Source organism: uncultured Cardiobacterium sp., from assembly GCF_938028825.1.
Classification (GTDB): Bacteria; Pseudomonadota; Gammaproteobacteria; order Cardiobacteriales; family Cardiobacteriaceae; genus Cardiobacterium.
Genome location: NZ_CALIZP010000028.1, coordinates 1 through 25,968, shown reverse-complemented (window position 1 = coordinate 25,968; position 25,968 = coordinate 1). Strand labels below are relative to the sequence as shown.

The following is a 25,968-nucleotide window of genomic DNA, read 5'->3' as shown; positions in this document are numbered from 1 at the left end:
CCATGATCCCGCTCGGCTCCTGCACCATGAAACTGAACGCGGCGAGCGAAATGATGCCCGTCACCTGGCCGCAATTCACCGACATCCACCCCTTCGCCCCGCCCGAACAGGCCGAGGGCTACCACGAACTCTTCCGCCAGCTCGAAGCCATGCTGTGCGAAGTGACCGGCTACGACGGTGTCTCGCTGCAACCGAACTCCGGCGCTTCCGGCGAATATGCGGGGCTGCTCACCATCCGCGCCTACCACGAAAGCCGGGGCGAAACCCACCGCAACATCTGCCTCATCCCCGAATCCGCGCACGGCACCAACCCCGCCTCCGCCGCCCTCGCCGGGATGCAGGTCGTCGTCGTCGCCTGTGACGACGCGGGCGACATCGACATGGCCGACCTGCGCGCCAAAGCCGAAGCGCACAAAGACCACCTCGGCGCGGTGATGGTTACCTACCCCTCCACGCACGGCATCTTCGAGCGCAACATCCGCGAAGTCTGCGACATCATCCACAAGAACGGCGGGCAGGTGTACCTCGACGGCGCCAACATGAACGCCCAGGTCGGCCTCGCCGCCCCCGGCCTCTACGGCTCCGACGTCTCCCACCTCAACCTGCACAAAACCTTCGCCATCCCGCACGGCGGCGGCGGCCCCGGCGTCGGCCCCATCGCCGTCAAGGAACACTTGAAACCCTTCCTCGCCGGGCACCGCATCACCCCGCAGGAAGGCCGCAAAGGGCCGACCGTCAGCGCCGCCGCCTGGGGCAGCGCGCTGGTGGACGTCATTTCCTGGATGTACATCCGCATGATGGGCGCGAAAGGGCTCGAACAGGCGAGCGCGGTGGCCATCCTGAACGCCAACTACATCGCCGCCCGTCTCAAAGGCACCTACGACATCCTGTACAGCGACGCAAACGGCCACGTCGCCCACGAATGCATCATCGACGTCCGCCCCTTCAAGGACAACGCCGGCATCAGCGTGGACGACTTCGCCAAACGCCTCATGGACTACGGCTTCCACGCCCCGACCATGAGCTTCCCCGTCCCCGGCACCCTGATGGTCGAGCCGACCGAAAGCGAAAGCCTCGCCGAACTCGACCGCTTCTGCGACGCCATGCTCGCCATCCGCGAAGAAATCCGCCGCGTCGAAAGCGGCGAATGGACGCACGCAGACAACCCGCTGGCGAACGCGCCGCACACCCTGGCGGACATCACCGGCGAATGGGGACGCTGCTACGACCGCAAAGTCGCCATCTTCCCCGTCGAAGGCATGAACCCGGCCAAATACCTAACGCCGGTGAACCGCATCGACAACGTCTATGGCGACAAGCACCTCGTCTGCACCTGCCCGCCGACGGCGGATTACAAATAGCGCCCGCCCGCAAAAAAGCCCGTCGCAAGACGGGCTTTTTTATGGCTTGCCCCGGCGGGCGGTATTGACGCCGCCCGGGCGGGCTGCATCAGAAATTGAAAAAGGCTTCGTGTTCGCCGCTGGCGGTTTTGGCAATCAGCGCCTCTTTCAGGACGGCGATGACCTGCTCGCGCGGCTTGCCGTGGCAGTCGGCGGGCAGGCTTTCTTTCAGCTTGTAGAGGGTGATGCGCGCCGAGGTGAGCAGTTCGGGTTCGAGGAGGAAGCGGTAATAGTCGCCGCCGATGCCGAGATAGTAGTGCCAGAGGAAATCGAGCGGGGCGGTATCGGCGGCGGGCACGGCCCACAGCACGGCATCACGCGCGGCGTCCACCCACCAGCTCTCCGGGATGGCGGGCGGCGGGAAAGGCAGGGTGCCGCTGTCGATTTTCTGTTGCAGGGCGGCGCGGTTGGGTTCGGTGAGGGCGGCATGGCGGAAAGGCATGGCGTCCCTCCTCAGGGCTGTTCCGTGCGCATGGCGAAGGTCAGCTCGTCTATGCGCGCGGTAACGGCGTCGATTTCCGGCTGCACTTCTTCTTGTGCGGCATAGCTGCCGTCCGCGTTCCAGGTGCTGCTGCCGTTGCCCCTGCCCTCGTCGTTGCTGCGGCGGTGCAGCAGCGGGCTGCCGTCGGCGCGGTAGTAGAGCAGCTCGAAATTGTCGGCATCCTCGATGTATTCAAAAGCCATGATTTTGCCGTCCGGGTAGTAGTAGCGGTTGCCACGGCCGACCTCGCCGACGGCGGCGAAGGGGTCATCCGCTTCGGCGGCGACATCGAACGGCAGGGCAGTCTGCGCGGCCAGGATGCCGTTCTGGTAGAAATTGCCGCGCCCGAGATCGACACCGCCCTTGTAATCCTGGGTGGCCAGGACGCTGCCGTCTTCGCGGAACCAGACGATTTTGCTGTCGCTGGTGCTGCTGTCGAAATCGTGCTGTTCGGCATCTTTTTTCAGGATAACGGGCGCGGTTTGCGGCCTGCCGCTGTCCTGATAGAAATCCTGGATGACGCTGCGCCCGTCGGCGGTCTTGCCGAGGACGACGCGGTAATAACCGCCTGCCGTCGCCTTGTCCACGGGCGCGCCGTCGCCGTCGAAATACCAGGTTTTTTCATCCCCCGGGGTGTAATCAATGTTGACGGCGGCGGCCTGTTCGGCGCGCAGGATGCTGTCCGGCAGGGTAGCGCTCAGGCGTACCGGCGTGGCGAAGGTGTTGACCGGGGCGATGGCGGCCTGCGGCGGCGCATCGTGTGCTGCGGGCTTGTCCGGCGTGGAGGAAAAAACGGCGCTCAGGGCGATGCCGAGAATGGGGAAGAGGAATTGAAACATGGGGTGTGCTCCGGTTGGGGAAGTTGGGCATTATTATGGGGCTTTCTGTGGAAAATTCAGAGGAAAAAAAGGTAGCAGCCGAGGGCGACACCCGCAGCGCCGCCGAGGATGCCGAGAACCAGCATCGTGGCGCAAGCGGCGAAACCGGGCGGGTCGAACGGGTCCGGCGGCAGGAGCAGCAGGGCGAGGATGAGGGCGGTCGTGGTGAAGCACAGGGCGGCAGGTACGACGGACGCGGCAGCGGCGTTGAGCAGGCTTTGGTACAGGCGGAAATGGCAGGCGGCGCAGACACCGGCGACGGCGGCGGCTTGCGCGATACCGCCGGCAGTGCGCCGCAAGCGCCAGGCGGCAAACCACAAGGCGCAGGCAAGCCAGGGCACGGCAAGCTGCGCGCTGCGGTTCATGAAGCGGTATGCGGTAAAGGGGTTCGCGCCGTCGGCAAGGGGCAGCAGCAGATGGCAGCAGACGGCCCCCGCCACGGTGCAGCCGAACACGACGCGCCAGTAGGGATAGCGGCGCGCGCGCCAGTCGCGGCGGTCTTCAAAGGTCGGCTCCGGGCGCGGCAGGAGCGTGTAGGCAAGCTGCGCGAAGACCACCATTTTCACCGCCAGCACGATGAGCATCTCCGCAAGCAGCGGCGGGGCGAAGCCGGTGTAGAGCGCCTGCCGGTAGGGATAGACGGTTTGCGGCAGGCTGAACAGGCCGATCAGCACCATCGCCCGGCCCACCCCCTGCTGCTCGCGCTCGGCACGGGTAAGCAGCAGCGGCAGGGCGGCGGCAATGGCGACCAGCGCGGCAACGGCAGAGAGCGCGGCCAGCGTGCGCGGTACGAACGGCATCATGCCGCCTGCGAGAAACCCCGGACGCAGGACGAGGTATTGCAGCGCGGTGAGCATGATGTTGCCGAGGATGAAGCCGCAGAGAATGCGGGCATAAGGATAGGGCGGACGGTAGGACATGGCGGATTCCTGGTGAGGCGGACGATGTGCGCATGATAGCCGCTTCGGCGGCAGGCCTGCCCGCCGTTTTCCCCGCTATACTGGCCCGGCCGCCGCCCGCCGGCGCGCCGCATCAGAACCACCACTCCGGGAAACCCATGCCGCCCAAATCAGCAAAACCCGCGCCGCGACTGCTCATGCCGGCCGAACCACCCCGCGACCGCGCCCGCTTCACCACCACCCACCTCGCCCTGCTCGCCGTGCCCATCGCGCTGTGGCTGCTGTACGGCTGGCTGCGCCCCGTGCCGGCAATCGTCATCCCGCCACCCGCCGCCACCGCGCCTGCCGAAGTCGCCGCTGCCGCCGCAACGCCGCCTGTCCCCGCCACACGGCAGGACGCCGCCCCGCCGGCGGCAGACGCCGACGCGGCTGACGCTGACGCAGCGGCGCAAGACCCGCTGGCGGACTACCCCCGGGCGGAGGGCACCTGGGGCGATGTGCTCAATCCGCAGAAACTCATTCCCGGCACAGGCTACACCGCCTATTTCCTCGACACGGGGCAATCACGCGCCTACGGCATCGCCGACGACGGCAAACCGCGCAACGAGGTACAGGTCATGCATTCCGTCATGCCCGCCTACACACCCGAACCGGGCCACATCCGCGCTGCGGAGCACGTCGCACGCATCCGCGTGTCCGACCATGACGAAGATTCCTACGGCATCCCCGCCTACCGTTTCGCGGCGTACTGGGCCGGGCGGCTGCATGTCCCGCAGCGGGGGCTCTACCACCTCGACTTTTCCCCGTTCGGCGCCCAAACCCGCATCCTGCTCGACAAGCACATCCTCGCAGACGGCAGGCGCGACGGCAGCCTCACCCTCGAACTTCCCCCCGGCGATCATCTGCTCGAAGTCGAATACACCAACGGCGGCGTCACGGCCGCTTTCCGCTTCAGCCTCAACGCCGACATCCCCGAAGTGCCCGTCGCGGACCTGCCCCGCATCCTGGCCGGTCTCGCCCTGCCGGCTGCGACCGTAACCTATCTCGTCGATGTCAACGGCAGCAACGCCGACGACGACAGCATCCGCCTTGACGGCCCATATGGCGACGCGCCCTACATCCTCATCCTCAACAGCCGCCGCGCGGTGCAATGGCAACTGAACGGACGCCCGCCCGCCGTCGTCCTCTACAACCTCGCCAACCAGGGCAGCCGCGTTCATGCCGCCGACCGCGTGCCGCTCCTCGCCTGGGGCGAAGGCATCGCGACCGCCCCGCCCGACGAAAGCCTGGACCCGCCGCGCCTGCCCGAATGCGAATGCCGGGCAAGCGGCTTCTATTGCAGCACACGCAACCTCACCCTCTACGACTACGCCGCCGCCATCTATGCCCTGACCGGCTATCCGCTGGCGGGCTTCAACCACGCCGACAGCGTGAAGACGCTTGCCATCCCCGCAGTGCCGGTCACGGCGCAAGCGCTCGCCCCCGGAGAAAACATCGTGCGCGAGGTCAACGACCGCCGCACCTTCTGCTACCGTACCCTCTCTCGCTAAACAGGAGTCCCCATGCCGCCCAAATCAGCAAAACCCGCGCCGCGACTGATCATGCCGGCCGAACTGCCCCGCGACCGCACCCGCTTCACCACCACCCACCTCGCCCTGCTCGCCGTGCCCATCGCGCTGTGGCTGCTGTACGGCTGGCTGCGCCCCGTGCCGGCAATCATCATCCCGCCGCCTGCCGCCACCGCGCCTGCCGAAGTTGTTCCTGCCGCCCCGCCACCGCCGCCCGCGCCGCCTGCGGCGGCAAAACCCCTGCCCTCCGCAGAGGAACGCGTCGCAGCCGCTGTCGCGGCGGACAGGGCAACGGCACTGCCCGTGGCGGCGGCAGAACCCGCCGCGCCCGCCGTCCTGCATTACAGCGAGGCCGGGGGGAACCCGCTTGACCGCTTCCCGCGCGCGGCAGGCACCTGGGGCAACATCCTCAACCCCGGCGGCAATACCCCGGTCGGCAGCTACACCGTCTGGTATCTCAATACCGGGCATTCGCGCCAGCACGGTATGGGCGATAACCTCCTGCCGCGCAACTCGCTGCCGCAAGATCCGGAGCCCATTCCCGCGTACACCCCGCAGACAAAGCACGTGGTGGCGCGGGAAAGAACAGGCAGCGTCAGCGTCAATTACAGCTGGAGCGAATTGCACGGCATTCCCTCACGGCAGTTCGCCGCTTACTGGGCGGGCAGAATCCGCATCCCCCGCCGCAGCCTGTACAGCATCAAAAGCAAGATGAGCTGGGCGCGGGTGCGCGTCATTCTCGACGGCCACATCCTCATGGACGGTGAGCGGGAAAAAGACGTCTCCCTGGAACTCGACCGTGGCGACCACCTGCTCGAAGTCGAATACATCAACGCCTGGCACACCACCGAATTCCGCCTCGACATTACCCCCATCCCCACCCTCAGGAGTATCCGATGAACCGCAAACCCGCCCCGCGCATCCACGAACCGGCCGACAGCCGCCACCAGCCGCTGCGCCCCTATCTGCCCTGGCTCTTCCTGCTGCCGGTCCTTTTCCTGCTGTGGCTTGCCTACCCGCTGCTGCGTCCGCAGGCACCGCCGCAGGACAACGCCCCGCCCGCCGCACCGCAGCCGCCCGCAATGGCCGTGGCGGCATCCGTCCCGGAGCAAGTGCAGCCGCCCGCCCTGCACCGCAGCGGGCCGCCTGATGACCGCCGTCCGCTCGACCGCTACCCGCTGGCCCACAGCACCTGGGGCGACACCCTGAACCCGGGCGGCAGCGTCCCCGCCCGGGGCTACGCCGCCTACTACATCAACCGGCAACAACCGCAGCAAATCGTGGCGCAAGAAAACGTGGACAGCATCGCCATGAACTACAACTACAACGAATTCCACGGCATCCCCTCCGAACAATTCGGCGCCTACTGGGTCGGCCGCCTGCATGTGCCGCACAAAGCGCTGTACCGCGTGAGCGGCGACCTCAGCTGGTCGCAAATGCGCGTCCTGCTTGACAAACACATCCTCATCGAAGGCGATCGCGGCACCAGCCTCGAACTGGACGCGGGCGATTACCTGCTCGAAGTCGAATACCTCAACAACTGGCACACCACCAACTTCCAGTTCGCCATCACTCCCGCCGTCAGCGCACTGGATGATGACGGCCTGCGCGCCGCCATTGCCGCGCAGAAACTGCCTGCCGGCACCGTCGCCTACGCCGTCGGCGTGTACGAAAGCGATAGCCGCGACAACCGCATCCTCCTGCACGCGCCGACGGGTGACGCGCCCTACATCCTGCTGCTCGGCAGCTACCGCGCCGTGCAATGGGAAATCAGCGGCCGCGCGCCGGCACTCGTCATCTACAACGGCGCCTGGCACGGCAGCAGCGTACGCAGCGATGGCGGCAACATCCCGCTCCTCGCCTGGAAAGGCGGCATTGCTCACGACCTCGACGCACGAAAAGCGACAGAATGCTATTGCCACGGCGGCCACTTCCACTGTGAAGGCCACCGCAGCAGCCTAGGCGGCTTCGCTGCCGAGGTCAAAACCCTGACCGGCTTCCCGCTCGCGGGCGTTAGCGGCAAATACAGCGCAAGCGCCTTCAACATCCCCGAAACCCCGGTCAACACCGACACCGTGGCTGCCGGCGCACAAGTGCAAGCCGACATCGAAGCACAACGCCGCGCCTGCATCGGCAAAAGCGAAGCGGGCTTTGAAGACATCATGAAATAGCCGCGCAACGCGTGTTTTCCCGCTTTTTCGGGCGATTATTGGTCATTTTCCCGATGGGGACGATGCATTTTTGCTGGCAATGGGCAAATAGCTGGTGATACAGTGCGGCGCTTCGTTCAACCACAACATGAGGAGACACCATGAGCGATCTAACCGCGCTGTTCCGGTCCATCAAGCAACGCGACCCCAATCAGGCCCCCTTCCATCAGGCGGTGGAAGAGGTTTTCATGAGCCTGCAACCGTTTCTCGCCAAACATCCGCGCTACACCGCAGATGGCCTGCTGGAACGCATCGTCGAACCCGAGCGGGTCGTCATGTTCCGCGTGTCCTGGGTCGATGACGGCGGGCGGGTGCAGGTCAACCGGGGCTACCGCGTGCAGATGTCGTCCGCCATCGGCCCCTACAAAGGCGGGCTGCGCTTCCACCCCACCGTCGATCTCGGCGTGCTGAAATTCCTCGCCTTCGAGCAGGTCTTCAAGAACGCGCTGACCACGCTGCCGATGGGCGGCGGCAAGGGCGGATCCGATTTCGACCCGAAAGGCAAATCCGATGCCGAGGTGATGCGCTTCTGCCAGGCCTTCATGAGCGAACTCTACCGCCACATCGGCGCGGATACCGACGTGCCGGCGGGCGATATCGGCGTCGGCGGGCGCGAAATCGGTTTCCTCTTCGGCCAGTACAAGCGGCTGCGCAACGAGTTCACCTCGGTGCTGACCGGCAAGGGGCTCACTTGGGGCGGCAGCCTGATCCGCCCGGAAGCGACGGGCTACGGCCTCATCTATTTCGTGCAGTCCATGCTGCAAACCAAAGGGCACGACATCGCCGGCAAGCGCGTGCTGGTATCCGGCGCAGGCAACGTCGCGCAGTACGCCTGCGAGAAGGCGATTCAGGTGGGCGCGAAGGTGCTGACCGTCTCCGATTCCGGCGGCTTCGTGCGGTTCGCCGACAGCGGCATGACCGAGGCGCAGCTCGCCGCGCTGATTGAGCTGAAAGAAGTGCGCCGCGAACGCCTCGCGGTGTACGCGCAAGAACAGGGGCTTTCCTACTTTGCCGGAGAGAAGCCGTGGGGCATCGCCTGCGACATCGCCCTGCCGTGCGCGACGCAAAACGAGCTGGACGGCAACGACGCCGCCACGCTGCTCGCCAACGGCGTGCTCTGCGTCGCCGAAGGGGCGAATATGCCCTCCACCCTGGACGCGGTCGAAGCCTTCCTCAATGCCAAAATCCTCTATGCACCGGGCAAGGCCTCGAACGCGGGCGGGGTCGCCACTTCGGGGCTGGAAATGAGCCAGAACCACATCCGCCTGTCGTGGACGCGCGCGGAGGTGGACAAACGCCTCTTCGACATCATGGCGAACATCCACGAAAACTGCGTGGCAAACGGCACGGAAGACGGCTATACCAACTATGTCAGCGGTGCGAACATCGCCGGCTTCAAGAAAGTGGCCGATGCCATGCTGGCACAGGGGATTGTATAAACCGCCTGCCGCCGCATGGAAAGCCGCCCGTTCGGGCGGCTTTTTGTTTATTTGCTGCCGTCAAATCCATTACCGTGCGGCTGCGCCATGGAGGTTGCCCAGGCGGTGTTCTTTGTCGAAGGTGGCGGTGATGCGGCTGTCGGCGCGGTGGGCATGGATGCGTGCGGCGTCTTCGTCGAGCCGGTAGCCTTTGGCGGCGAGGTAGGCGCGCACGACGTTGCGGTGGTCAAGGACGAAGTGGCTGATGGTCTGCGGGATGATGCCGAGGATGCGCGCCGGGGTATCGTCTTCCCGCCAGGCGGCGGCGACGCGCGGGTCGTGGATGGCGAGCAGGGCGATGCCGTCGCTATAGTCGCCGGGGTAGTAGGCATCCGCACCGGTGAGCCCGCAGGCAAGGGCGGCGAGATTGTGCAGTTCGGCCACATCCAGTTTGAAGCCTTCCTGGGTAAGCAGGGCGGCATCGGCCGGATTTTGAAAGAGATTGCCGCTGTCGCCGTTGTCGGCGGCGGGATTGGCGGGGCAGGCGCGCAGGATGGCGGCGCTGGCGGCATCGTTTGCCGTCATGGTGAGGTGCGGGTTCGCCCACGCCCACAGCCAACTGCCGCTGTGGTGCGAATAGGTGCCGAGCCAGCGGGTGGTAAAGGTGCTGCCGACGAAGGTGAGGATGCCGCTTTCCTGATCAACGGATCAGGCGGCAGCGGTGTCGGTGAGGCGTTGCAGGGTGGTTTGTTTGGTCGAGGGCGAGAGCGGCGTATTGTTCGGGGAGCGTGGCCATGGTGTGGTGTCCTGAAAAGGGGATGCCGGCCAAACAATTTGTAGTGGACGGCTATGGGTACCCGGACGGTGGCCGAAGGCCGGAAGAAAAACCGCTATCTTGCGATAGCGGTTTTTTGTGCGCTGTCGTCAGGCCCGTTTCGGCTTGACGGCGACTTTGTAGAGGAAGATGCAGAGGGCGGCGTAAGTGGCGATGCCGAGGTAGGTCGCGGCGGGTGTTTCCGCCCATGCTTCCATGAAGACGTTGACGTTGGCGATACGCAGCACCGCGCTGAACAGGCTGCCGATAGCGCCACCGGCAACCAGGCCGGAGGCGATGGTGTTGCCTTCGCTGAGGCGCAGCGCGCTCAGTTTCTCGTCCTTGCTGCTGTTGGCGACGAAATGGGCAATCAGGCCGCCGACCAGGATCGGGCTGTTGATTTCCATCGGCAGATAGGTGCCGAGGGCAAAGGCCAGCGGCGGCACTTTCATCATCCACAGCACGACGGCAAAGAGCGCACCCGCCATGTAGAGCGGCCATTGTGCGCTTTCGCCGGTCATCAGCGGCTTGATGATGGCGGCCATGGCGTTGGCCTGCGGCGCGGGCAGCGGGTGTTCGCCGGTGAAGCCGTAGGCGTTGTTGAGCAAGATGAGGACACCGACGGAGAGGATGGAGGCCATGATGGCGCTGACAATCTGCCATTGCTGCATCTTGGCGGGCGTCGCCCCGGTCAGGTGCGCCACTTTCATTTCCGACATGAAGTTGCCCGCCATGCCGATGGTGGTGCCGACGAAAGCCGCCATCATCAGGATGGCGATCATGCCGACCGTGCCGGAGACGCCAGCCGAGGTCAGAATCAGGGCGGCGACGATGATCATGAAGATGGTCATGCCGGAGACGGGTTCGTTACCGGTGTAGGCGATGGAGCTGATGCCGACCACGGAGAGCAGGAAGGACATGATGAGGACGATGAGGAAAGCCAGCACGGTCTGGGTCAGGTTTTCGGCGTAGTTGATGTGGAAGAAAAGGGCGAAGAGGAAGGTGGTCACGATAATGCCGAGGACGAGTACCGACATCGGAATGTCGCGCTGGGAACGCGGCAGGTTCACGTCCACGCTCTTGCTGCTGAAAATATCGGTGATGGCTTTTTTCACCACGCCGCTGACCACTTTCGACATGCTGATCAGGCCGATGATGCCCGCCATCGCCAGCATGCCGATACCAATGTGGCGGATGTAGTGGCGGAAGACGACATCCACCGGGACATCGGCGAGCAGTACGTTCTGCCCGTCCACCTGCATGACGTGTTCCGGCGCGAGGTAATACACGATCGGCATACAGACGAACCAGGAGAAGAAGGAACCGGCAGCGATGATGGCGGCGTATCTGAGGCCGGTGAAATAGCCGAGGCCGAGCAGGGCGGCGTCGGTATCGAGCGAAGCGGTGAGTTTGGTCTTCTCTTGCAGGAGGATGCCCCATTTGAAGGTGTTGGTGCGGATGACTTCCTGCCACCAGCCAAGCGTGTTCAGCACAAAATCGTAAAACATGCCGATGGCGCCGCTCACCATCATCAGCTTCGCCTTGCTGCCGCCGTTACTGGTCAGCACCTCCGTCGCCGCGCGTCCGGCTGGGAAGGGATAGACGAAGTGCATGTCCTCGCAGAAATAGCGGCGGAACATGACGCAGAGGAAAACGCCGAGGACGCTGCCGAGTACGATCGGCGTTGCCATCTGGAAGAAGCTGATACCTTCGATATTCAGGATATAGAAGGCGGGCAGGAAAAAGAGCGCCCCGGCAAGGCCGTTCGTGCCGGCACTGGCGATTGCCTGGATATGCACGGTTTCGGCAAAGGCATTCTGGCGGCGGAAGACGATCGCCATACCCATCGCCAGAATGGAAACGGGGGCGAAAGCATCAATGGTCTGGCCGATTTTCAGGCCGAGATAGCCGACGGCGAGGGCAAACACGGCGGCATAAAAAAGCCCCCAGAAAACGACGTAGCTGTTGATTTCCACGTAGTTTTTGTGGGGGTCCATCACGGGTTGGACGGGCAGGATTTTTTCTGACATGGTCGGGGTTCCTCAATGAATGAAAGGGAAAACATCTGTCGGCAGACAGACACCGATGGCGTAAAGATACAACCGGCGGCGATGATTCACAACCATCATGCAGGTTTATGTGGCTGAATGTGGAAAAGCGGGGATTTATGGCTATCGTTGCCCTTTTGTCCCGCCACGCGCCGCGCACGGCAAAAAAACTCCCCGGTGGGGTTCCGGTTTGCCGCAGGCGGTGGAAGGATTTGCGTCATATGACCGGCTTCATGGTGGGCGCTTCATGCGTGAGGCCACAAAAATCCACATGCAGCAGGCGGGCAACCTCCGTCTGCCGCATGCGGGTTTTTATACCGGTGCCGCCGGCGTGAGCAGGCGGCGCAGCGCGGTTACGATTTCCCAGACGCTTGATTGCATCAGGGGACGAGGGCGCGCATCGCTTTGACCTGTTCGGGGCGCAGGCTGCCGCCGCTGTCGCGGCCGGCGAAGATTTTGCAGATGCTGCCGCCGTCGTGGTTCATCAGGTAGAGGGCGGCGGTGGCGGTGCCCATGAAGGGGCGTTCGACGCGGTAGATGGCGGCGCAGTTCTGGTATTTGAGGTGGCCGCCGATGCCGCCTGCCGCGTGTTTGTCGAAGTTGTAGTAGCCGCGCGCGACGCGGCCCGGCGGCAGGCGGCCGCTTGTTTCGGCGATGAGGTCGGTGATGTGGACGATGAAGGTGACCGGGTGTTCCCAGGTGGCGACGGCGGCAAGGATGTCGAGGATGCGGCTGTCGTCGTTGTTTTTGCTGCGCATGTCATCCGGCAGGCAGGTGAGGACGGCTTCGAGGCTGACGCCGTACCCGGCGGCGAGGTTTTCGAGGATTTGTCCGGGCTGGCGGGCGAGGTCGGCGTGCAGGGCGGTGTGTTGTGCGGGGCTGAGGGGGTTTTTCATGGTGTTTTCCTGTGGGTTGGGGGGAAGGGAGTGGCGGCGGCGCGAGGCTCTGGATGAGCTCGCGCCCGATGGCGCTTGCCCAGTAGCGGCCACTGGTGTTGAGGCGGATGGTGCCGTCGTTTTCCCGGGTGAGCAGACCGCGTTGTTGCCAGGCGGTGAGGTGAGCGTGGGCGGCGCTGTTGCCGCCGGGCAGGGCGGGGTCGAGGTAGCCGAGGCCGAGCTGGCGCTGGATGGCGCGGTGCCGGGCGTATTGCGGCGGGCGGGGGGAGGGCGTAGCGGTTGTCGGCGAAGCTGATGCGGTCGGCAATCTGCGCGCTGCCCTGCCATTGTCTGCTTTTGGCGACGGTGAAGTAGTCGCCGCGCCGCCGGCTGACCGGGGTGATGGTTTCGGAGCCGAAGTCGGCGGTGCCGTATTGCAGTTTCAGGCTGTAATCGAGGTCGTGGCGCACGGCCCCGCCGAGGCTTTTCTCGAAGCCGGTTTTCAGGGTGTACTGCCGGGTGCGGTAGTCGTCGTGGTCGTAGAAGTTGCCGGAGGGCATGAGGTTGATGTTGCGGCCTTTGCTGCTGCGCTGGGCGTCGATTTGCCAGGTCATGCGGTCGAACAGTGCCGTCGGCTGTTCGATGTCGTGGCGCAGGGCGGCGGCGTTGCGCACGTTGCGCCGGTCGTTGCGGGAGTCGAGGATGTTGCCCGCGCCCCGGCTGGCGGTGCCGATGCGCTGCCGCTGGCGGCTGTCGTTGTCCACGTCGTAGTGTTGCAGGGTGAGTTTCAGGCGGTGCGCGTCGTTGGGGCGGTACTGCCATTTGCCGTTGGGCGAGTTGCTGCGGCCGTCCAGCGGGTTGTTGTAGTGGCGGTTCGGGCCGTCGATGTCGGCACCGCTGCGGTTTTTGCGCTCGCCGAACCAGTGGCGGTTGTAGCTGAGCGAGGCGCTGTTTCGGTCATCAAGCCGGGCGGCAATGCTCGCGCCGGTGCTGATGTCGTCGTTCTCGCCGTCGTAGCCGCCGCGTATTTCGCCGCCGGTGCGGGCGTTTTCGCGCAGGTAGTCCTCCGGATCCTTGCTGCGCAGGCGGATGCTGCCCGCCAGCCAGCCCGCGCCCGGCCCCTTGTCGATTTCCACTTCTTTCAGATCGGCGGGGTCGAGGTACTGGCGGCCGCTGCGGGTGTAGTAGCCGTAATTGAGGCCGGGGGTGAGCGTCATGCCGTCCATTTCCATGCCGATGCGGTTCGCGCCGTTGCCCATCACGTCCGGTGTCTGGCTGCCCATGCCGCGAATTTCCACATCGCTCAGCGGGTCATAGTTGCCGCCGACGAAGTTTACATCGGGGGTGTCGTCGAATAGCCTGCGCAGGCCGTCGTTCGGGCGGCGTTCCAGGGTGCGGCGGTCGATTACGGTGGCGCTGTTTTGCTGTCGGCATAGACGGTCACGGGTTGCAGGGTCTGCGTCTTTTCCGGCGCGGCAACGCGGCATCATTTCCGCCGGAAAGCACTATAAAATACCGGCACACCCACACCATCCCGACCCCATGAGCGGCAACAGCACCGGACAAAACCTCACCCTCACCACCTACGGCGAAAGCCACGGCCCGGCCATCGGCGGCATCCTTGACGGCGTCCCGGCGGGCATCCCGCTGGATCTTGACGCCATTCAGCACGAACTCGACCGCCGCCGCCCCGGCACCTCGCGCCACGTTACCCCGCGTCAGGAAGACGACCGCGCCGAGCTCCTCTCCGGGCTCTTCGAGGGCAAGACCACCGGCACGCCCATCGGCATCCTCATCGCCAACACCAACCAGCGTAGCCAGGACTACGGCGCCATCAAGAACCAATTCCGCCCCGGCCACGCCGACTACACCTATCAGGCCAAATACGGCATCCGCGATTATCGCGGCGGCGGGCGGGCCTCGGCGCGGGAAACCGCCGTGCGCGTCGCGGGCGGCGCGATTGCCAAACAAATTCTCGCCCACTTCGCCGGCACCACCATCCGCAGCTACCTCTCGCAAATCGGCGAGCACCGCCTCGAATTCCGCGCCTGGCACCACGTTCGGGAAAACCCCTTCAACTGCCCGAACGACCACCAGATTGCGCTGCTCGACCGCTACCTCGCCGACATCCGCCGCGCGGGTGATTCCATCGGCGCGGAAATCACCGTCGTCGCCGAAGGTGTCCCGACCGGCCTCGGCGAACCCATCTTCGACCGTCTCGACGCCGACATCGCCAAAGCGCTGATGAGCATCAACGCCGTCAAAGGCGTGGCGATTGGTGACGGCTTCGACGTCATCACCCGCAGAGGCAGCGAAAACCGCGACGAACGCACCGCCGCCGACGGCTTCCTGACCAACCACGCGGGCGGCATCCTCGGCGGCATTTCGAGCGGGCAGCCGATCATCGCCCGCGCCGCCTTCAAGGCGACCAGCAGCATCCTCGTCCCCGGCCGCAGCACCGACCGCGACGGGCACGACGTGGAAATCATCACCAAAGGGCGCCACGACCCCTGCGTTGCCCTGCGCGCCTGCCCCATTGTCGAAGCCATGCTGGCGCTCACCCTCGCCGACCACTACCTGCGCCAGCGCGGGCAGAACAACCGTTTTCAACCATAAGGACATCCATGAAAAAAATCCCCCTCCTCCTCGCCACCGCCCTCCTCATGCAGGCGGCGACGGCGCAAATCCTCAACCCTGCCGCCAAAGCGGCCATACAGGCAGATGACTTCAACACCGCCTACGTCAACTTCTGCATCAAACACCTGCCGGACCTCAACGACCTGCGCAAAAAACTCGAAGACGCGCCGCAACTGCCGGTCGGGCGGGCGGAATACTTCCTGCGCGGGCGGGACGGCAGCGCCTGGACGGTGCCGACCCCGCACAACGACACCCTCATCCTCGCCATCCCGGCGGAGAAAAACATCTGCACTCTCTACGCGCGGCAGGCGGACATCGCCCGCGTCGAAGCAGCCTTTGCCGCCCTCGCCGCCGTCGTCCCGGAAGGGGCGAGCGTCGAAAAAATCCGCGACGACGATACGGCCGACCAGGCAGGCCGCCGCAGCCACACCACCGCCTATCAATGGCAACTGCCCGACACCGGGCGCAAAATGCTCATCAGCCTGACCACCGCCCCGGGCGGCGACACGCCGATCATCGCCAGCGCCGCCATCCTCAAAGACGAAAGCAAGCCGCAGAGCAGCCCGGCGGCGCCGTACGAACCATGAACCGCAGGCGGGAACCTTCCCGCCTTTTCCATGTTTCATGTGCCACACGCACGCGGCCGCCGCCCAAGCGGCGTTGCTATAATCCCGCCCAACCCCCATCCGAGCGAACCGCCCCATGCCCATCCACAACACCCTCGTCTTCGACATCGAAACCGTCGCCGATACCGCCGCCTACCGCCTGCTGCACAACCTCCCCGCCGACCAGGGCGACGCCGACACCTACCGCATCATGGTCAGCGAACGCCTGGCCGAGAGCGGCAGCACCTTCATGCGCCACCACCTGCACAAAATCGTCGCCATCTCCGTCGCCCTCAAAAACACGAGCGGCCTGAAAGTGTGGTCGCTTGGCGAAGAAACCAGCAGCGAATACGAACTCGTGCAACGCTTCTTCCAGGGCATCGAAAAATTCGCACCAACGCTCGTGAGTTGGAACGGCAGCGGCTTCGACCTGCCCGTCCTGCACTACCGCGCCCTCTTCCACGGCATCCCCGCCGCGCGCTACTTCGAGAACGGCGACAACGACAACAGCTACAAATACAACAACTACCTGAACCGCTACCAGTGGCGGCATCTCGACCTCATGGACATCCTCTCCGGCTACCAGGCGCGCAGCAGCGCGAGCCTGAACGACGTCGCCAGACTCTGCGGCTTCCCCGGCAAACTCGACATGGATGGCGCCGCCGTGCAAGAACGCTACGCGGGCGGCGACATCAAGGGCATCCGCGACTACTGCGAAACCGACGTACTGAACACCTACCTCGTCTACCTGCGCTTCGAGCTCATCCGGGGCAACCTCACGCCGGAAAGCTACCAGCAGCACCTCGAAGAAGCCGAAACCTTCCTCGAAGAACAAGACGGCGCGCACTGGCAAGCCTTCCTGCAAACCTGGGCGGAACGCGGCGCATGACCCGGGAAAACAGCATCTACCGCGTGCAATTCAAAACCGAGCGGCACTACTACGACCTCTACGTCCGCAACGTCTATCCGGCGGACATGGCGGGCTTCATCTGCCTGGAAAACTTCCTCTACCACGAAGAAAGCGGCGTCCTCATCGACCCGCGCGTCGAAAGACTCGCCGCCGAATTCGGCAACGTCAAAACCGCCTTCATCCCCTACCACCAAATCATCCGCATCGACGAAGTCGAGCGCAGCGGCGAAAGCCGCATCCGCCATAGCGAAGACGGCGGCGGCCCGAAAATCCAGCCCTTCCCGCCCGCCCGCTAAACGAGAAACCCATGCCCGCCCAGACCCTCACCGCCGGTGCCAACGCCGCCATCTGCGAGCCCGCCCGCCTCACCCTTACCATCGACAGCAGCGAACCCATCGATTGCGCCGCCTACCGCCTCGCCGCCGACGGCCGCGTGCGCGGCGACCACGACATGATCTTCTACAACCAGCCGCGCAGCGACGACGGCAGCATCATCTGCCACCCCGGCGACTGCCACAGCGAATACCACCTCGACCTTAGCCGCCAGCCCGCCGACATCGAACGCATCGCCATCGCCTTCAGCGGCACCGCGCCGCTCTCCCGCTTCCGCCACCTCCACCTCGACATCCGCGAAAACGGCACGCACACCCTGCACTGCCCGGTCGCCTGCCTCGGCGAGCGGCAAGAAACCGCGCTCATCCTCGGCGAATACTACCGCCGCAACGGCGCGTGGAAATTCCGCTTCATCGCCCAGGGCTTCACCGGCGGCCTCAAACCGCTCTCCGAACACTACGGCGTGGAGATCGCCGACGACGACCCGACGGCGGGAACCCCCGCCGCCAACCCGCTGCACAACGCCGCCTGGCAAGAAGACAACAGCCTCGCCAACGCCGCGCAACATCAGCCGCTCGCCGACTGGTTCGCGCGCAAACACATCCGCGCCCGCTTCAACCACGCCGCCGTTGACATGCGCGGCTACTACGACGAAGCCGCTGCCACCCTCGGCGCCGCCCACGTCCTGCTCAACCCCCTGCTCAACCAGATCAACTGGGCCTACCGCCACCGCCGCGACGGCTTGCGCCACGACCTCAAACCCTACACTGCGTCAGACAGCAAGCGCCTGCTCGCCATCGTGCGCGCACTCTACGACGCGACCATGATTGCCCGCTACCACCACGACAAAGCCAAACACAGCCTGCACATCCAGCTGCAAGGTGCCCAACCCGTGCGCCAATTCCTGGGCGGCGGCTGGCTTGAATGGTACGCCCTCGGCAGCCTGCTGAATGAGGCGGCTAAACGCGGCGCGGACTACCGTTTCTCCTGCGCGCGCGGCGTCCACATCGAATTTGCGAACGGCGACAAACACGAACTCGACGTCGCCTATCTGCCGCCGGAGAAACCCCCGCTCATCATCGAATGCAAAAGCGGCGAATACCGGCACGACCTCGACAAACACCTCAATCTGCGCCAGCGCCTCGACCTGCCGCCGAGCCACTACCTCATCCTCGCCACCGACCTTGACCACGCCCAGGCGAACGCCTTCAGCGCGATGTACCAACTCACCTTCGTTACTCCGGATAAATTGCTGCCGCACTGCCTGCCACTTGTGTAACGGGAAGAACGGTAACCTGTATTCCAGGGAATAAATACCGATAAAAACATTGCGTACCTGCTTGACAGTTTTTTCAATAAAATCTTAAAATCACATACACCTGACATGCAGGTAAATACAGCATTATTTGTATAATTTTACGCGATGCCACAGTATGAACTTTTCCTGTGTACTTTTTGCAGCAAAGGATAAATTAACTGCTGGTGCTGTAATAAGTGTATTGCGCAATCTGATCATGATTTGATGATAAAACATAAAACATGTAAAAGATAAAGATTGGGCAATATCATTGGCTTATATTATCTCTATCTGATGATGGAAAATAATATATTTTTACCTTAAAATAAGGAAGCAATATGAAATTCAACTATAAACAACTGGCTATGGAAATAGCCATGAAGACCATGGCCGCCATCGCGCTGGGATATTTCGCCATAAGGGTATTCCATGATTTTATGGCGACAAAGAATGTCGTTCCCTTATTACTGCTGGTTTCAGAAAGCATTACCTTATTCTTGGTTATCTTTTCCCGCTTTACTGATACCCGGGATTTTTCGCCTATTCCCGTTATTGCCACTATTATGGGCACCTTTTACTTCTTTGCTATTGCCCTGACCGGCGGTGTGTCATTAATTCCGGAAAAGCTATCGGCAACTATCCTGATAGCCGGTATCTGCTGGCAGATCTATGCCAAAATCTATTTGGGACGCAGCTTCGGGTTACTGCCTGCCTGCCGCACGGTAGTAGATACCGGCCCTTATCGTCTGGTTCGTCACCCCCTGTATTTTGGTTACTTTATCGGACACATGGCTTTCCTGCTCAATAACTTCTCTGCATGGAATGTGGAAGTGTTCGTCACGCTGTACATACTCCAATTTATACGCATGTACTACGAAGAACGTACCCTCAGCAAGAATGAGCAGTACCGTGAATATAAAAAGCGCGTCAAATATCGCTTTATTCCTTTTATTATTTGATTGCCGACGTCGCCTCACATTGCGTCGAAGAGGATAAACGCCTGCCCGGAGTTCGAAGAGCAGGCGGCGTCAATTCGGGATGGCGGGCTTTTCTGCCGTGTCCGCAGGCGGGCGGTAGGCGCGCATCAGGCTGTGTGCAAACGGTGTCCAGAGGACGTGTTTCAGCCCGGCCTCTTTGAGGCGGTGGTTGGTCCAGCCGTTGCAGGTGTGAAAAAGGCTGTAATGACCGCGTGCGGCGTAGAAGGTGTCGTTGTCGCCATAGGCGGGCGCGGCAATGACGGCGCGGCCTTCGTGCAGGGCGAACTGGTCACGGATGTCGGCGGCGAGGCGGCGGTAGTGCTCGCGCGACATGGGGATGGCGATGCTGTGTGTGCTTTCCCACAGCGCCGGGTAATAGGTAACGTGGATGATGCTGTCGCCGAGGCCGCTCACGGCGGCGAGGGCGGTGCGGATTTTCAGGTCGCGCCAGTGCGGGGTCTCCACGTAAAAACCGCGATCGCCCCAGCCGAAGGCGGCGTAGCGCCACTCGCTGCCGGCGGCGCGGGTATCACCGGGGTTGATGACGCCCGTCCAGTCGAAGGCGTCGTTCTTGAGCGGCAGGGCGAGGTCGGTGTGGACGCCGTTCGTGATGAGGTACACGGTGATGTCGCCCTCCGTGGCGTCTTCCGGGCTGAAGACGATGCTGCCGAGCAGCCACGCTGCGAGCAGGTAGGCAAGCGGCAGGGCGAGGAGGGCGGCGAGGGTTCTGGTCAGGCGGCGGAGCATGGGCGTGATGTCTGTCTGGGTGAGCGGGGAAATCGTGATCGGTAGTTCGTAGAGTGGGCTTTAGCCCACCATCCGCATGGTTTCGGCGGGCTAAATCCCGCCCTACGGCAAGTTATTTTTTGATTTTGGTATGAGGCACAGGATCAGGCGGATTGTGAGGAGACTTATTGTTTTTCAAAGAAATTACTCTACCACTTCAAAGCTTTTGACCTGGCTTTTCACTACATCAACTATGGTTTTGTCCGGCCCGGCATACTTTTCAGGCACCGCCCCCCCTTTGTTTCCGGCATTGCGCTTACAGCCGCGTTATCGCCGCCATCAGCGTTTCCACCTCCGCCGCCGTGGTCGCCCAGCTGGTGCAGTAGCGCACGATTTGCTGCCCGTTTTCCGCCGGCCAGTAGGCGGCAAAGCCGTAGTCGCGGATGAAGCGCGCCGCTTCGGCTTCGGGCAGGATGGGGAATTGCTGGTTGGTGGTGGAGGCGCCGTAAAAGGCGATGCCGCGTGCCTCGAAGGCGCTGCGGATGCGGCGCGCGTGGGCGATGGCGTCGTGGCAGATGCGCTGATAGAGGCCGTCGCTGAAAAGGGTGTCGAACTGGATACCGAGCAGGCGGCCTTTGGCGAGCAGGCCGCCACGTTGCTTCATCGTCGCGCGGAAATGCGGTTTGCAGGCGTCGTTCGTGATAACGACCGCTTCACCGAAGAGCGCGCCGCATTTGGTGCCGCCGATATAGAACACGTCCGCCAGCGCGGCGAGGTCGGCAAGCGTCACATCGCTGACTTCGGGATGCAGGGCGTAGCCGAGGCGCGCGCCATCGACGAAGAGCGGCAGATTGTGGTGGCGGCAGACTTGCGCCAGCGCGGCGAGTTCCGCGCGGCTGTACACGGTGCCGAGTTCGGTTGGCTGCGAGATGTACACCATGCCGGGCTGCACGATGTGCTCCTTGATGCCGCTGGCCGCGTAGTACCGCATGAAGAAGTCCTGCACTTGCGCCGCCGTCAGTTTGCCGTCGGCGGCGGGCAGGGTCAGCACTTTGTGCCCCGCAGCTTCGATGGCACCGGTTTCGTGTGTCGCAATATGCGCTTCTTCGGCGGCAATTACCCCCTGATGCGGACGCAGGATGTGGGCGATGACGGTGGCATTGGTCTGCGTGCCGCCGACAAGGAAATGCACGTCGGCGGTTTCATCGCCGATGGCGGCGCGGATTTTCGCACGGGCGGCGTCGCAGTAGGGGTCGAGACCGTAGCCGGGGGTTTGGTCGAGGTTGCTGGCGATGAGGCGTTCGAGGATGGCCGGATGACAACCGGCGAGGTAGTCGTTACCGAAGGAAGGCATGGGGAATCTCCGCAAAGGCGCGGATTATAGTCGCTTCAAATAGGGCTGATATGGTTGGTTGTACTGTCTGCGGCGCGCTGCCGACCGCCGCCCCGCCGCGCATAAAAAAGCCGAACCCGCAGGTTCGGCCCGGCGAAAATGCTCAACTCAGCCTTTGGCTTCGTCTTCTTTGTCTTCGGCATCATCCTTGTCGCTGCCGGCGTCTTTATCGGCGGCATTGAAGCTTTCCAGCGCTGCCTTGCAGAAGGCTTCCTGCTGGTCGGCGGAGACGGCGGCGACCTGGTCTTTGATGATTTTCATCGCCTGTTCGCTGTAATTGCCGTCTTTTTTCAGGTCTTCTTCCGATTTTTTGTAATAGTCGTCGCAGGAACCGGCGAGGGCGGCGGTCGGGAATGCGGCGGCAATCAGGGAAGCAAGAACGAATTTTTTCATACAGTTTCCTTATGGTTAAGGGTTAGAGGGATGCCCGAAGGCGGCGCAATGATAACACGGCGCCCGTATGCGCCCGGTGCTTCACCGCTTCATGGTTTCGCCGCTGCCTTGATACGCGCCACTTCTGCGACGAAGCGGGCGATGTGGGCGGCGATGGCCGGATCGTCCACCGCGCCGATGAGGGCGCAGGTGTCTTCCTTGCCGCCATCCGCGACGGTCACGGTCGCGCCGCTGTAATGGGCGAAGAACAGCGCCTTGCCGCCCCGGATTTTGCCCCGGTGCAGCAGCCACACCCGTCCGGCACCGTCTGTTGCCAATGCGCCGGAAAGCGCACGGTTCACCCCCGCCGCCGGGATGTTGATTTCGCTCGCAAGCGCCACTTTTTTTCCCGCTTGCGGCGCGCCGTTGCCGAAGCCGTGCCAATAGGTCTTACCGTTGTGCTGCGCGGCGTACCAGAGATTGAGGTCGGGCGAATAGGCGACGGTCGCGGCAAAACTGCCGCCGGCACCGCCCACGGTGCAGTCGATACGCGCGGGTAGGGCGGCGCGCAGGCCGGCGTCGAGTTGTTGCGCGGCGGTGCCGATGGCGGCGGCGTCGCTGATGATGCTGTGCATGGTGTTGTGTTCCTGATGAAAAAAGCCCGCTTGCTGCGGGCTTCTGTACGGTGGTGGTTATTTTTCGCGGAAGATGATGCGGCCTTTGCTGAGGTCGTACGGCGTCATTTCTACTTTGACTTTGTCGCCGGTGAGGATGCGGATGTAGTGTTTGCGCATGCGGCCGGAAATGTGGGCGTTGATCATGTGGCCGTTTTCCAGTTCGACGCGGAAGGTGGTGTTGGGCAGACTTTCTACCACGGTGCCGATCATTTCGATATTTTCTTCTTTGGACATGGTTACCTGTGAGGATGAAAAAACGCGCGGATTCTAGCAAGCTACCGTTATAAATACAATTATCCGCAGGACGGGCGGAAAAGCCGTATAATACTTCACAAGAAGCCTCAAACTTCAACATCCCCCCAACATAAGGAGACTCGCATGAGCACAGAAAAACGCACCGCCCTCTACGATTGGCACGTCGCCCACGGCGCCAAAATCGTCCCCTTCGCCGGCTACGCCATGCCGGTGCAATACGCGGAAGGCATCGTCAAAGAGCACCAGTGGACACGCAAACACGCCGGCCTCTTCGATGTTTCGCACATGGGACAGGTCATCGTCAGCGGCGCCGATGTCGCCACCAGCCTGGAACGCCTGCTGCCCGTGGACCTGCAAGGGCTTGAAGTCAACCAGCAACGCTATGCGCTGTTGATGAACGCCCAGGGCGGTATTGATGACGACCTGATGCTGACCCGCCGCGCCAACGATTTCTACGTCGTCGTCAACGCCGCCTGCAAAGACGCCGACTTCGCCAAGCTGCGAGCCGGCCTGCCGGATTGCAAGGTCGAATGGTGGGCGGACCGCGCCCTGCTTGCCCTGCAAGGGCCGGAAGCGGTGGACGTGCTCGCCGCCATCGAGCCGAAAGTGCGCGACCTCACCTTCATGCACGGCGGTGCCTTCACCATCCTCGGCGCGGACTGCTGGGTCAGCCGTTCCGGCTACACCGGGGAAGACGGCTATGAAATCTCCGTGCCGAACGACAAAGTCGTCGCCTTCGCCGATGCGCTGTGCAGCGACCCGCGCGTCAAACCCATCGGCCTCGGCGCGCGCGACAGCCTGCGCCTCGAAGCGGGACTCTGCCTCTACGGCAACGACATCGACACCACCACCAGCCCCATCGAAGCCTCGCTCATCTGGGCCATCCAGAAAGTGCGCCGTCCCGGCGGCGACCGCGCCGGCGGCTATCCGGGGGCCGACATCGTCGCCCGCCACATCGAAGCAGGCGCGCCGCGCAAACGCGTCGGCTTCACCATCGAGGGCCGCGCCCCGGTGCGCGCCCATACCGAAATCTTCCTGAACGGCGAAAAAGTCGGCGACATCACCAGCGGCGGCTTCGGGGCTACCGTGAACGCGCCGGTCGCGATGGGCTACGTCCGCACCGACCTCGCCGCCGTCGGCACCAGGCTCACCGCCAAAGTGCGCGACAAAGACGTGCCGATCGAAATTGTCGCCATGCCCTTTGTGCGCAAGGACTACAAAAAATAAGCCCGCACCGATCCGTGTCCCCCGCCCATGCGGGGGATTTCTATGACCTTGAAAATCCCATGTCCACTCACGAAACCATTACCTGTTTCCTGACGGATACCCATAGCAGCATTCGCGAAAAAATCACTCTGCCCATCAAGGCCCTGGATAACCGGAAAAAACGCTGGCATTTATCGACAACTATGCCATATCGGGATTCCTGCATGCTGCCGGGAAAATACAAAACCATATCTCGTGGCAATGGCTGAAATGGGTAGTGCTGCTGTTTCCCGCCTATCTTGCCCTGGCTGTGCTGATTTATTTGGGGGACAAAGACGCCATCAACGCCTTCTTTTACCGCCTTTTTGTATGGCTGCACATTCCCGTCCGCTCACCGCATGGCTGGAATTACAGCGCCTTCCTTGCCCTGATGATTGCCCTGCTGCAAACAGGGATAATGACAAAATACCGCCGCCATTTATACTGGCTGCGGCGATATATCTATTATCAATACCCTTTGCGGATATACTTTCTTATCCTGCTCGGTTTTCCCATCATGGTGTTTTTCCTGTTTCTCTTTTATTTATTTGCAGATATGCAGCATCCTTCCGCGAAGTGCGCGGAAATATTATGTCTGCTGGAAACAGAAGATATGTTTTTTGCGGCGACCATATTGTGCTATAGCACCATCATGCTGGTGCAACTCATGCTGTATGGACTGTTTTGCAATGTTTTCTATCTGAATCATGAACGCCGCGATGAAGAAATAGACGACATGGAAACCCTTTACAACCTGAAAAACCCGCCCAAAAAATGGATGGCGAAAACATAAAGGGCTAAAGAGCCCTATACCTGTCACACTGCCCGCGATATACCGTGCATTTCCCGTTATCTCTCCCGATAAAATAGACTTTGACCGCCCGGTGGCTTCACAAAGTGAAGAAAACCCCCATGCTATAATCCGCGCGCTGCCGCGCCCCGGCGGGCTTCCCCACCAAAACCTCAAAAAACATCACGCGAGCCACCCCATCATGAACATCGGCATCGACCAACTCAGCTTCTACACCCCGCACTACTACCTTGAGCTCGCCACCCTCGCCGCGCAACACCACATCGACCCCGCCAAATACCGCCTCGGTATCGGTCAGGCACGGATGAGCATCCCGCCGCACGACGAAGACATCATCAGCATGGCCGCCAACGCCGCCGCCCCTCTCCTGCGTGACTGCGGCACGGACGGCATTGACACCGTCCTCTTCGCCACCGAAAGCAGCGTGGATCAGGCCAAATCTGCCGCCGTCAGCGTGCACCGCCTGCTCAACCTCCCCGCCAACAGCCGCACCGTCGAACTCAAACAGGCCTGCTACAGCGCCACCGCCGCCCTGCAATTCGCCTGCGCCCTCGTTGCCCGCCGCCCCGCGCGCAAAGTCCTCATCCTTGCCTCCGACATCGCCCGATACGATCTGAACGGCCCCGCCGAGCCGACCCAGGGCGCGGCAGCGGTCGCCATGCTCATCAGCGCCGAGCCGCGCCTCGCCGCCATCGCCCCGGAAAGCGGCCTGTACAGCGAAGACATCATGGACTTCTGGCGGCCGAACTACCGCAAAACCCCGCTGGTGGACGGCAAATATTCGACGCTCGCCTACCTGAAAGCCCTCGAACACGCCTGGCAGGACTACCGCACGAACGGCGGCCTGCCCTACGACGCCCACGCCGCCTATTGCTACCACCTGCCCTTCAACAAAATGGGCATCAAGGCGCACGCCCACCTCGCCCGCATCAACAACACCCGCGCCGAAGACGCCACCCTCGCCCCCGGCCTGACTTACAGCCGCGACACCGGCAACAGCTACACCGCTTCGCTCTACACCAGCCTCGCCGCCCTGCTCGACAACCGCGACGACCTCGCCGGCAAAACCGTCGGCCTCTTCAGCTACGGCTCCGGCTGCACCGGCGAATACCTCGCCGCCACCATCAGCGCCGACTACC

25 protein-coding genes and 3 pseudogenes are annotated in these 25,968 nt (G+C 63.0%); 16 read left to right on the top strand and 12 right to left on the bottom strand.

Annotated features, from left to right (window positions below; genetic code table 11):
• Positions 1-1,361 (top strand): annotated as a pseudogene (locus tag Q0562_RS04210) (beta-eliminating lyase-related protein); the annotation flags it as partial.
• 88 nt (positions 1,362-1,449) lie between these two features.
• Here Q0562_RS04210 and Q0562_RS04205 read toward each other — a convergent pair.
• Genes Q0562_RS04205 through Q0562_RS04195 form a run of 3 tightly spaced genes read right to left on the bottom strand, consistent with a single transcriptional unit; the run spans position 1,450 to position 3,679 of the window.
• The gene (locus Q0562_RS04205) at positions 1,450-1,842 is read right to left on the bottom strand and encodes a hypothetical protein (RefSeq protein ID WP_298641585.1); all 393 of its coding nucleotides are present in this window, start codon (positions 1,840-1,842) and stop codon (positions 1,450-1,452) included.
• Between the two features lie 11 nt (positions 1,843-1,853).
• A complete protein-coding gene (locus tag Q0562_RS04200; protein ID WP_298641582.1) occupies positions 1,854-2,720 on the bottom strand; it encodes a hypothetical protein in 867 nt (288 codons plus the stop codon).
• A 56-nt stretch (positions 2,721-2,776) separates the two neighbouring features.
• Complete coding sequence (locus Q0562_RS04195) at positions 2,777-3,679, bottom strand: hypothetical protein (RefSeq protein WP_298641580.1); 903 nt, start codon at positions 3,677-3,679, stop codon at positions 2,777-2,779.
• 176 nt (positions 3,680-3,855) lie between these two features.
• Here Q0562_RS04195 and Q0562_RS04190 point away from each other — a divergent pair, with 176 nt between their 5' ends.
• The 4 genes from Q0562_RS04190 (at position 3,856) to gdhA (ending at position 8,875) form a co-directional block, all read left to right on the top strand.
• Positions 3,856-5,208 carry a hypothetical protein gene (locus tag Q0562_RS04190; protein WP_298641578.1) on the top strand — a complete coding sequence of 451 codons (1,353 nt, stop codon included), beginning with the start codon at positions 3,856-3,858 and terminating at the stop codon, positions 5,206-5,208.
• 12 nt (positions 5,209-5,220) lie between these two features.
• Positions 5,221-6,126, top strand: coding sequence for a hypothetical protein (locus Q0562_RS04185; RefSeq protein WP_298641576.1), 906 nt, complete (start codon positions 5,221-5,223; stop codon positions 6,124-6,126).
• Positions 6,123-7,397 carry a hypothetical protein gene (locus tag Q0562_RS04180; protein WP_298641574.1) on the top strand — a complete coding sequence of 425 codons (1,275 nt, stop codon included), beginning with the start codon at positions 6,123-6,125 and terminating at the stop codon, positions 7,395-7,397. The genes Q0562_RS04185 and Q0562_RS04180 overlap by 4 nt, the downstream gene beginning before the upstream one ends.
• 140 nt (positions 7,398-7,537) lie before the next feature.
• Positions 7,538-8,875 carry an NADP-specific glutamate dehydrogenase gene (gene gdhA, locus Q0562_RS04175; protein WP_298641572.1) on the top strand — a complete coding sequence of 446 codons (1,338 nt, stop codon included), beginning with the start codon at positions 7,538-7,540 and terminating at the stop codon, positions 8,873-8,875.
• A gap of 69 nt (positions 8,876-8,944) precedes the next feature.
• On the opposite strand, the pseudogene Q0562_RS04170 reads toward gdhA, so the two are convergent.
• From Q0562_RS04170 to Q0562_RS04155, 4 genes and pseudogenes are all read right to left on the bottom strand, one after another.
• Positions 8,945-9,550, bottom strand: a pseudogene (locus Q0562_RS04170) (DUF6882 domain-containing protein); the annotation flags it as partial.
• 228 nt (positions 9,551-9,778) lie between these two features.
• Positions 9,779-11,698: an oligopeptide transporter, OPT family gene (locus tag Q0562_RS04165; RefSeq protein WP_298641567.1), complete on the bottom strand. Its 1,920-nt coding sequence runs from the start codon at positions 11,696-11,698 to the stop codon at positions 9,779-9,781.
• 398 nt (positions 11,699-12,096) lie between these two features.
• Entirely contained in the window at positions 12,097-12,612 is a 516-nt protein-coding gene (gene hutX / locus Q0562_RS04160) for a heme utilization cystosolic carrier protein HutX (protein WP_298641564.1), read from the bottom strand.
• Complete coding sequence (locus Q0562_RS04155; RefSeq protein WP_298641562.1) at positions 12,609-14,081, bottom strand: TonB-dependent receptor plug domain-containing protein; 1,473 nt, start codon at positions 14,079-14,081, stop codon at positions 12,609-12,611. Before Q0562_RS04155 ends, hutX begins: the two co-directional genes overlap by 4 nt.
• Before the next feature lie 52 nt (positions 14,082-14,133).
• Here Q0562_RS04155 and aroC point away from each other — a divergent pair, with 52 nt between their 5' ends.
• The 6 genes from aroC (at position 14,134) to Q0562_RS04125 (ending at position 19,332) form a co-directional block, all read left to right on the top strand.
• On the top strand, positions 14,134-15,207 hold the full coding sequence (aroC, locus tag Q0562_RS04150; RefSeq protein ID WP_298641559.1) for a chorismate synthase: 1,074 nt from the start codon (positions 14,134-14,136) through the stop codon (positions 15,205-15,207).
• Between the two features lie 8 nt (positions 15,208-15,215).
• On the top strand, positions 15,216-15,815 hold the full coding sequence (locus Q0562_RS04145) for a hypothetical protein (protein WP_298641557.1): 600 nt from the start codon (positions 15,216-15,218) through the stop codon (positions 15,813-15,815).
• A gap of 115 nt (positions 15,816-15,930) precedes the next feature.
• Positions 15,931-16,722, top strand: coding sequence for a 3'-5' exonuclease (locus Q0562_RS04140; protein ID WP_298641551.1), 792 nt, complete (start codon positions 15,931-15,933; stop codon positions 16,720-16,722).
• Positions 16,719-17,039 (top strand): DUF1820 family protein, encoded by a 321-nt coding sequence (locus Q0562_RS04135; RefSeq protein ID WP_298641548.1) that lies wholly within the window; start codon positions 16,719-16,721, stop codon positions 17,037-17,039. The genes Q0562_RS04140 and Q0562_RS04135 overlap by 4 nt, the downstream gene beginning before the upstream one ends.
• Before the next feature lie 11 nt (positions 17,040-17,050).
• On the top strand, positions 17,051-18,355 hold the full coding sequence (locus Q0562_RS04130) for a TerD family protein (protein WP_298641546.1): 1,305 nt from the start codon (positions 17,051-17,053) through the stop codon (positions 18,353-18,355).
• Between the two features lie 356 nt (positions 18,356-18,711).
• Complete coding sequence (locus tag Q0562_RS04125; protein ID WP_298641543.1) at positions 18,712-19,332, top strand: isoprenylcysteine carboxylmethyltransferase family protein; 621 nt, start codon at positions 18,712-18,714, stop codon at positions 19,330-19,332.
• A 69-nt stretch (positions 19,333-19,401) separates the two neighbouring features.
• On the opposite strand, the gene Q0562_RS04120 is transcribed toward Q0562_RS04125, so the two are convergent.
• A complete protein-coding gene (locus tag Q0562_RS04120) occupies positions 19,402-20,097 on the bottom strand; it encodes a TIGR02117 family protein (protein ID WP_298641540.1) in 696 nt (231 codons plus the stop codon).
• Between the two features lie 130 nt (positions 20,098-20,227).
• Between Q0562_RS04120 and Q0562_RS04115 the strand changes: the two are divergent.
• Positions 20,228-20,340: pseudogene (locus Q0562_RS04115) on the top strand (IS1 family transposase); the annotation flags it as partial.
• Positions 20,341-20,392: 52 nt separating this feature from the next.
• Here the strand turns inward: Q0562_RS04115 and Q0562_RS04110 are convergent.
• The 4 genes from Q0562_RS04110 to infA form a co-directional block, all read right to left on the bottom strand.
• On the bottom strand, positions 20,393-21,430 hold the full coding sequence (locus tag Q0562_RS04110) for a beta-eliminating lyase-related protein (RefSeq protein ID WP_298641537.1): 1,038 nt from the start codon (positions 21,428-21,430) through the stop codon (positions 20,393-20,395).
• A 147-nt stretch (positions 21,431-21,577) separates the two neighbouring features.
• Positions 21,578-21,862, bottom strand: coding sequence for a cell surface protein (locus Q0562_RS04105; RefSeq protein ID WP_298641533.1), 285 nt, complete (start codon positions 21,860-21,862; stop codon positions 21,578-21,580).
• A gap of 89 nt (positions 21,863-21,951) precedes the next feature.
• The gene (locus tag Q0562_RS04100; RefSeq protein ID WP_298641530.1) at positions 21,952-22,476 is read right to left on the bottom strand and encodes a restriction endonuclease; all 525 of its coding nucleotides are present in this window, start codon (positions 22,474-22,476) and stop codon (positions 21,952-21,954) included.
• A 57-nt stretch (positions 22,477-22,533) separates the two neighbouring features.
• The gene (infA, locus tag Q0562_RS04095; RefSeq protein WP_006986287.1) at positions 22,534-22,752 is read right to left on the bottom strand and encodes a translation initiation factor IF-1; all 219 of its coding nucleotides are present in this window, start codon (positions 22,750-22,752) and stop codon (positions 22,534-22,536) included.
• A gap of 144 nt (positions 22,753-22,896) precedes the next feature.
• Between infA and gcvT the strand changes: the two genes are divergently transcribed.
• The 4 genes from gcvT to Q0562_RS04075 form a co-directional block, all read left to right on the top strand.
• Complete coding sequence (gene gcvT / locus Q0562_RS04090; RefSeq protein ID WP_298641527.1) at positions 22,897-24,000, top strand: glycine cleavage system aminomethyltransferase GcvT; 1,104 nt, start codon at positions 22,897-22,899, stop codon at positions 23,998-24,000.
• Positions 24,001-24,014: 14 nt separating this feature from the next.
• Entirely contained in the window at positions 24,015-24,248 is a 234-nt protein-coding gene (locus Q0562_RS04085; protein WP_298641524.1) for a hypothetical protein, read from the top strand.
• A gap of 8 nt (positions 24,249-24,256) precedes the next feature.
• Positions 24,257-24,811: a hypothetical protein gene (locus Q0562_RS04080; protein WP_298641522.1), complete on the top strand. Its 555-nt coding sequence runs from the start codon at positions 24,257-24,259 to the stop codon at positions 24,809-24,811.
• Between the two features lie 199 nt (positions 24,812-25,010).
• A partial coding sequence (locus Q0562_RS04075) for a hydroxymethylglutaryl-CoA synthase (protein ID WP_298641519.1) occupies positions 25,011-25,968 on the top strand: 958 nt, incomplete at its 3' end.

Bases quoted from the DNA above. Each gene is read 5' to 3' on its own strand.
- Q0562_RS04135 (WP_298641548.1), top strand. From the start codon at position 16,719: ATGACCCGGGAAAACAGCATCTACCGCGTGCAATTCAAAACCGAGCGG.
- Q0562_RS04195 (WP_298641580.1), bottom strand. From the start codon at position 3,679: ATGTCCTACCGTCCGCCCTATCCTTATGCCCGCATTCTCTGCGGCTTC.
- Q0562_RS04130 (WP_298641546.1), top strand. From the start codon at position 17,051: ATGCCCGCCCAGACCCTCACCGCCGGTGCCAACGCCGCCATCTGCGAG.
- Q0562_RS04190 (WP_298641578.1), top strand. From the start codon at position 3,856: ATGCCGGCCGAACCACCCCGCGACCGCGCCCGCTTCACCACCACCCAC.
- Q0562_RS04105 (WP_298641533.1), bottom strand. From the start codon at position 21,862: ATGAAAAAATTCGTTCTTGCTTCCCTGATTGCCGCCGCATTCCCGACC.
- Q0562_RS04120 (WP_298641540.1), bottom strand. From the start codon at position 20,097: ATGCTCCGCCGCCTGACCAGAACCCTCGCCGCCCTCCTCGCCCTGCCG.
- gcvT (WP_298641527.1), top strand. From the start codon at position 22,897: ATGAGCACAGAAAAACGCACCGCCCTCTACGATTGGCACGTCGCCCAC.
- Q0562_RS04110 (WP_298641537.1), bottom strand. From the start codon at position 21,430: ATGCCTTCCTTCGGTAACGACTACCTCGCCGGTTGTCATCCGGCCATC.
- Q0562_RS04165 (WP_298641567.1), bottom strand. From the start codon at position 11,698: ATGTCAGAAAAAATCCTGCCCGTCCAACCCGTGATGGACCCCCACAAA.
- Q0562_RS04200 (WP_298641582.1), bottom strand. From the start codon at position 2,720: ATGTTTCAATTCCTCTTCCCCATTCTCGGCATCGCCCTGAGCGCCGTT.
- hutX (WP_298641564.1), bottom strand. From the start codon at position 12,612: ATGAAAAACCCCCTCAGCCCCGCACAACACACCGCCCTGCACGCCGAC.
- Q0562_RS04185 (WP_298641576.1), top strand. From the start codon at position 5,221: ATGCCGCCCAAATCAGCAAAACCCGCGCCGCGACTGATCATGCCGGCC.
- Q0562_RS04125 (WP_298641543.1), top strand. From the start codon at position 18,712: ATGAAATTCAACTATAAACAACTGGCTATGGAAATAGCCATGAAGACC.
- Q0562_RS04180 (WP_298641574.1), top strand. From the start codon at position 6,123: ATGAACCGCAAACCCGCCCCGCGCATCCACGAACCGGCCGACAGCCGC.
- infA (WP_006986287.1), bottom strand. From the start codon at position 22,752: ATGTCCAAAGAAGAAAATATCGAAATGATCGGCACCGTGGTAGAAAGT.
- Q0562_RS04155 (WP_298641562.1), bottom strand. From the start codon at position 14,081: ATGATGCCGCGTTGCCGCGCCGGAAAAGACGCAGACCCTGCAACCCGT.
- Q0562_RS04140 (WP_298641551.1), top strand. From the start codon at position 15,931: ATGCCCATCCACAACACCCTCGTCTTCGACATCGAAACCGTCGCCGAT.
- Q0562_RS04145 (WP_298641557.1), top strand. From the start codon at position 15,216: ATGAAAAAAATCCCCCTCCTCCTCGCCACCGCCCTCCTCATGCAGGCG.
- Q0562_RS04205 (WP_298641585.1), bottom strand. From the start codon at position 1,842: ATGCCTTTCCGCCATGCCGCCCTCACCGAACCCAACCGCGCCGCCCTG.
- gdhA (WP_298641572.1), top strand. From the start codon at position 7,538: ATGAGCGATCTAACCGCGCTGTTCCGGTCCATCAAGCAACGCGACCCC.
- Q0562_RS04100 (WP_298641530.1), bottom strand. From the start codon at position 22,476: ATGCACAGCATCATCAGCGACGCCGCCGCCATCGGCACCGCCGCGCAA.
- aroC (WP_298641559.1), top strand. From the start codon at position 14,134: ATGAGCGGCAACAGCACCGGACAAAACCTCACCCTCACCACCTACGGC.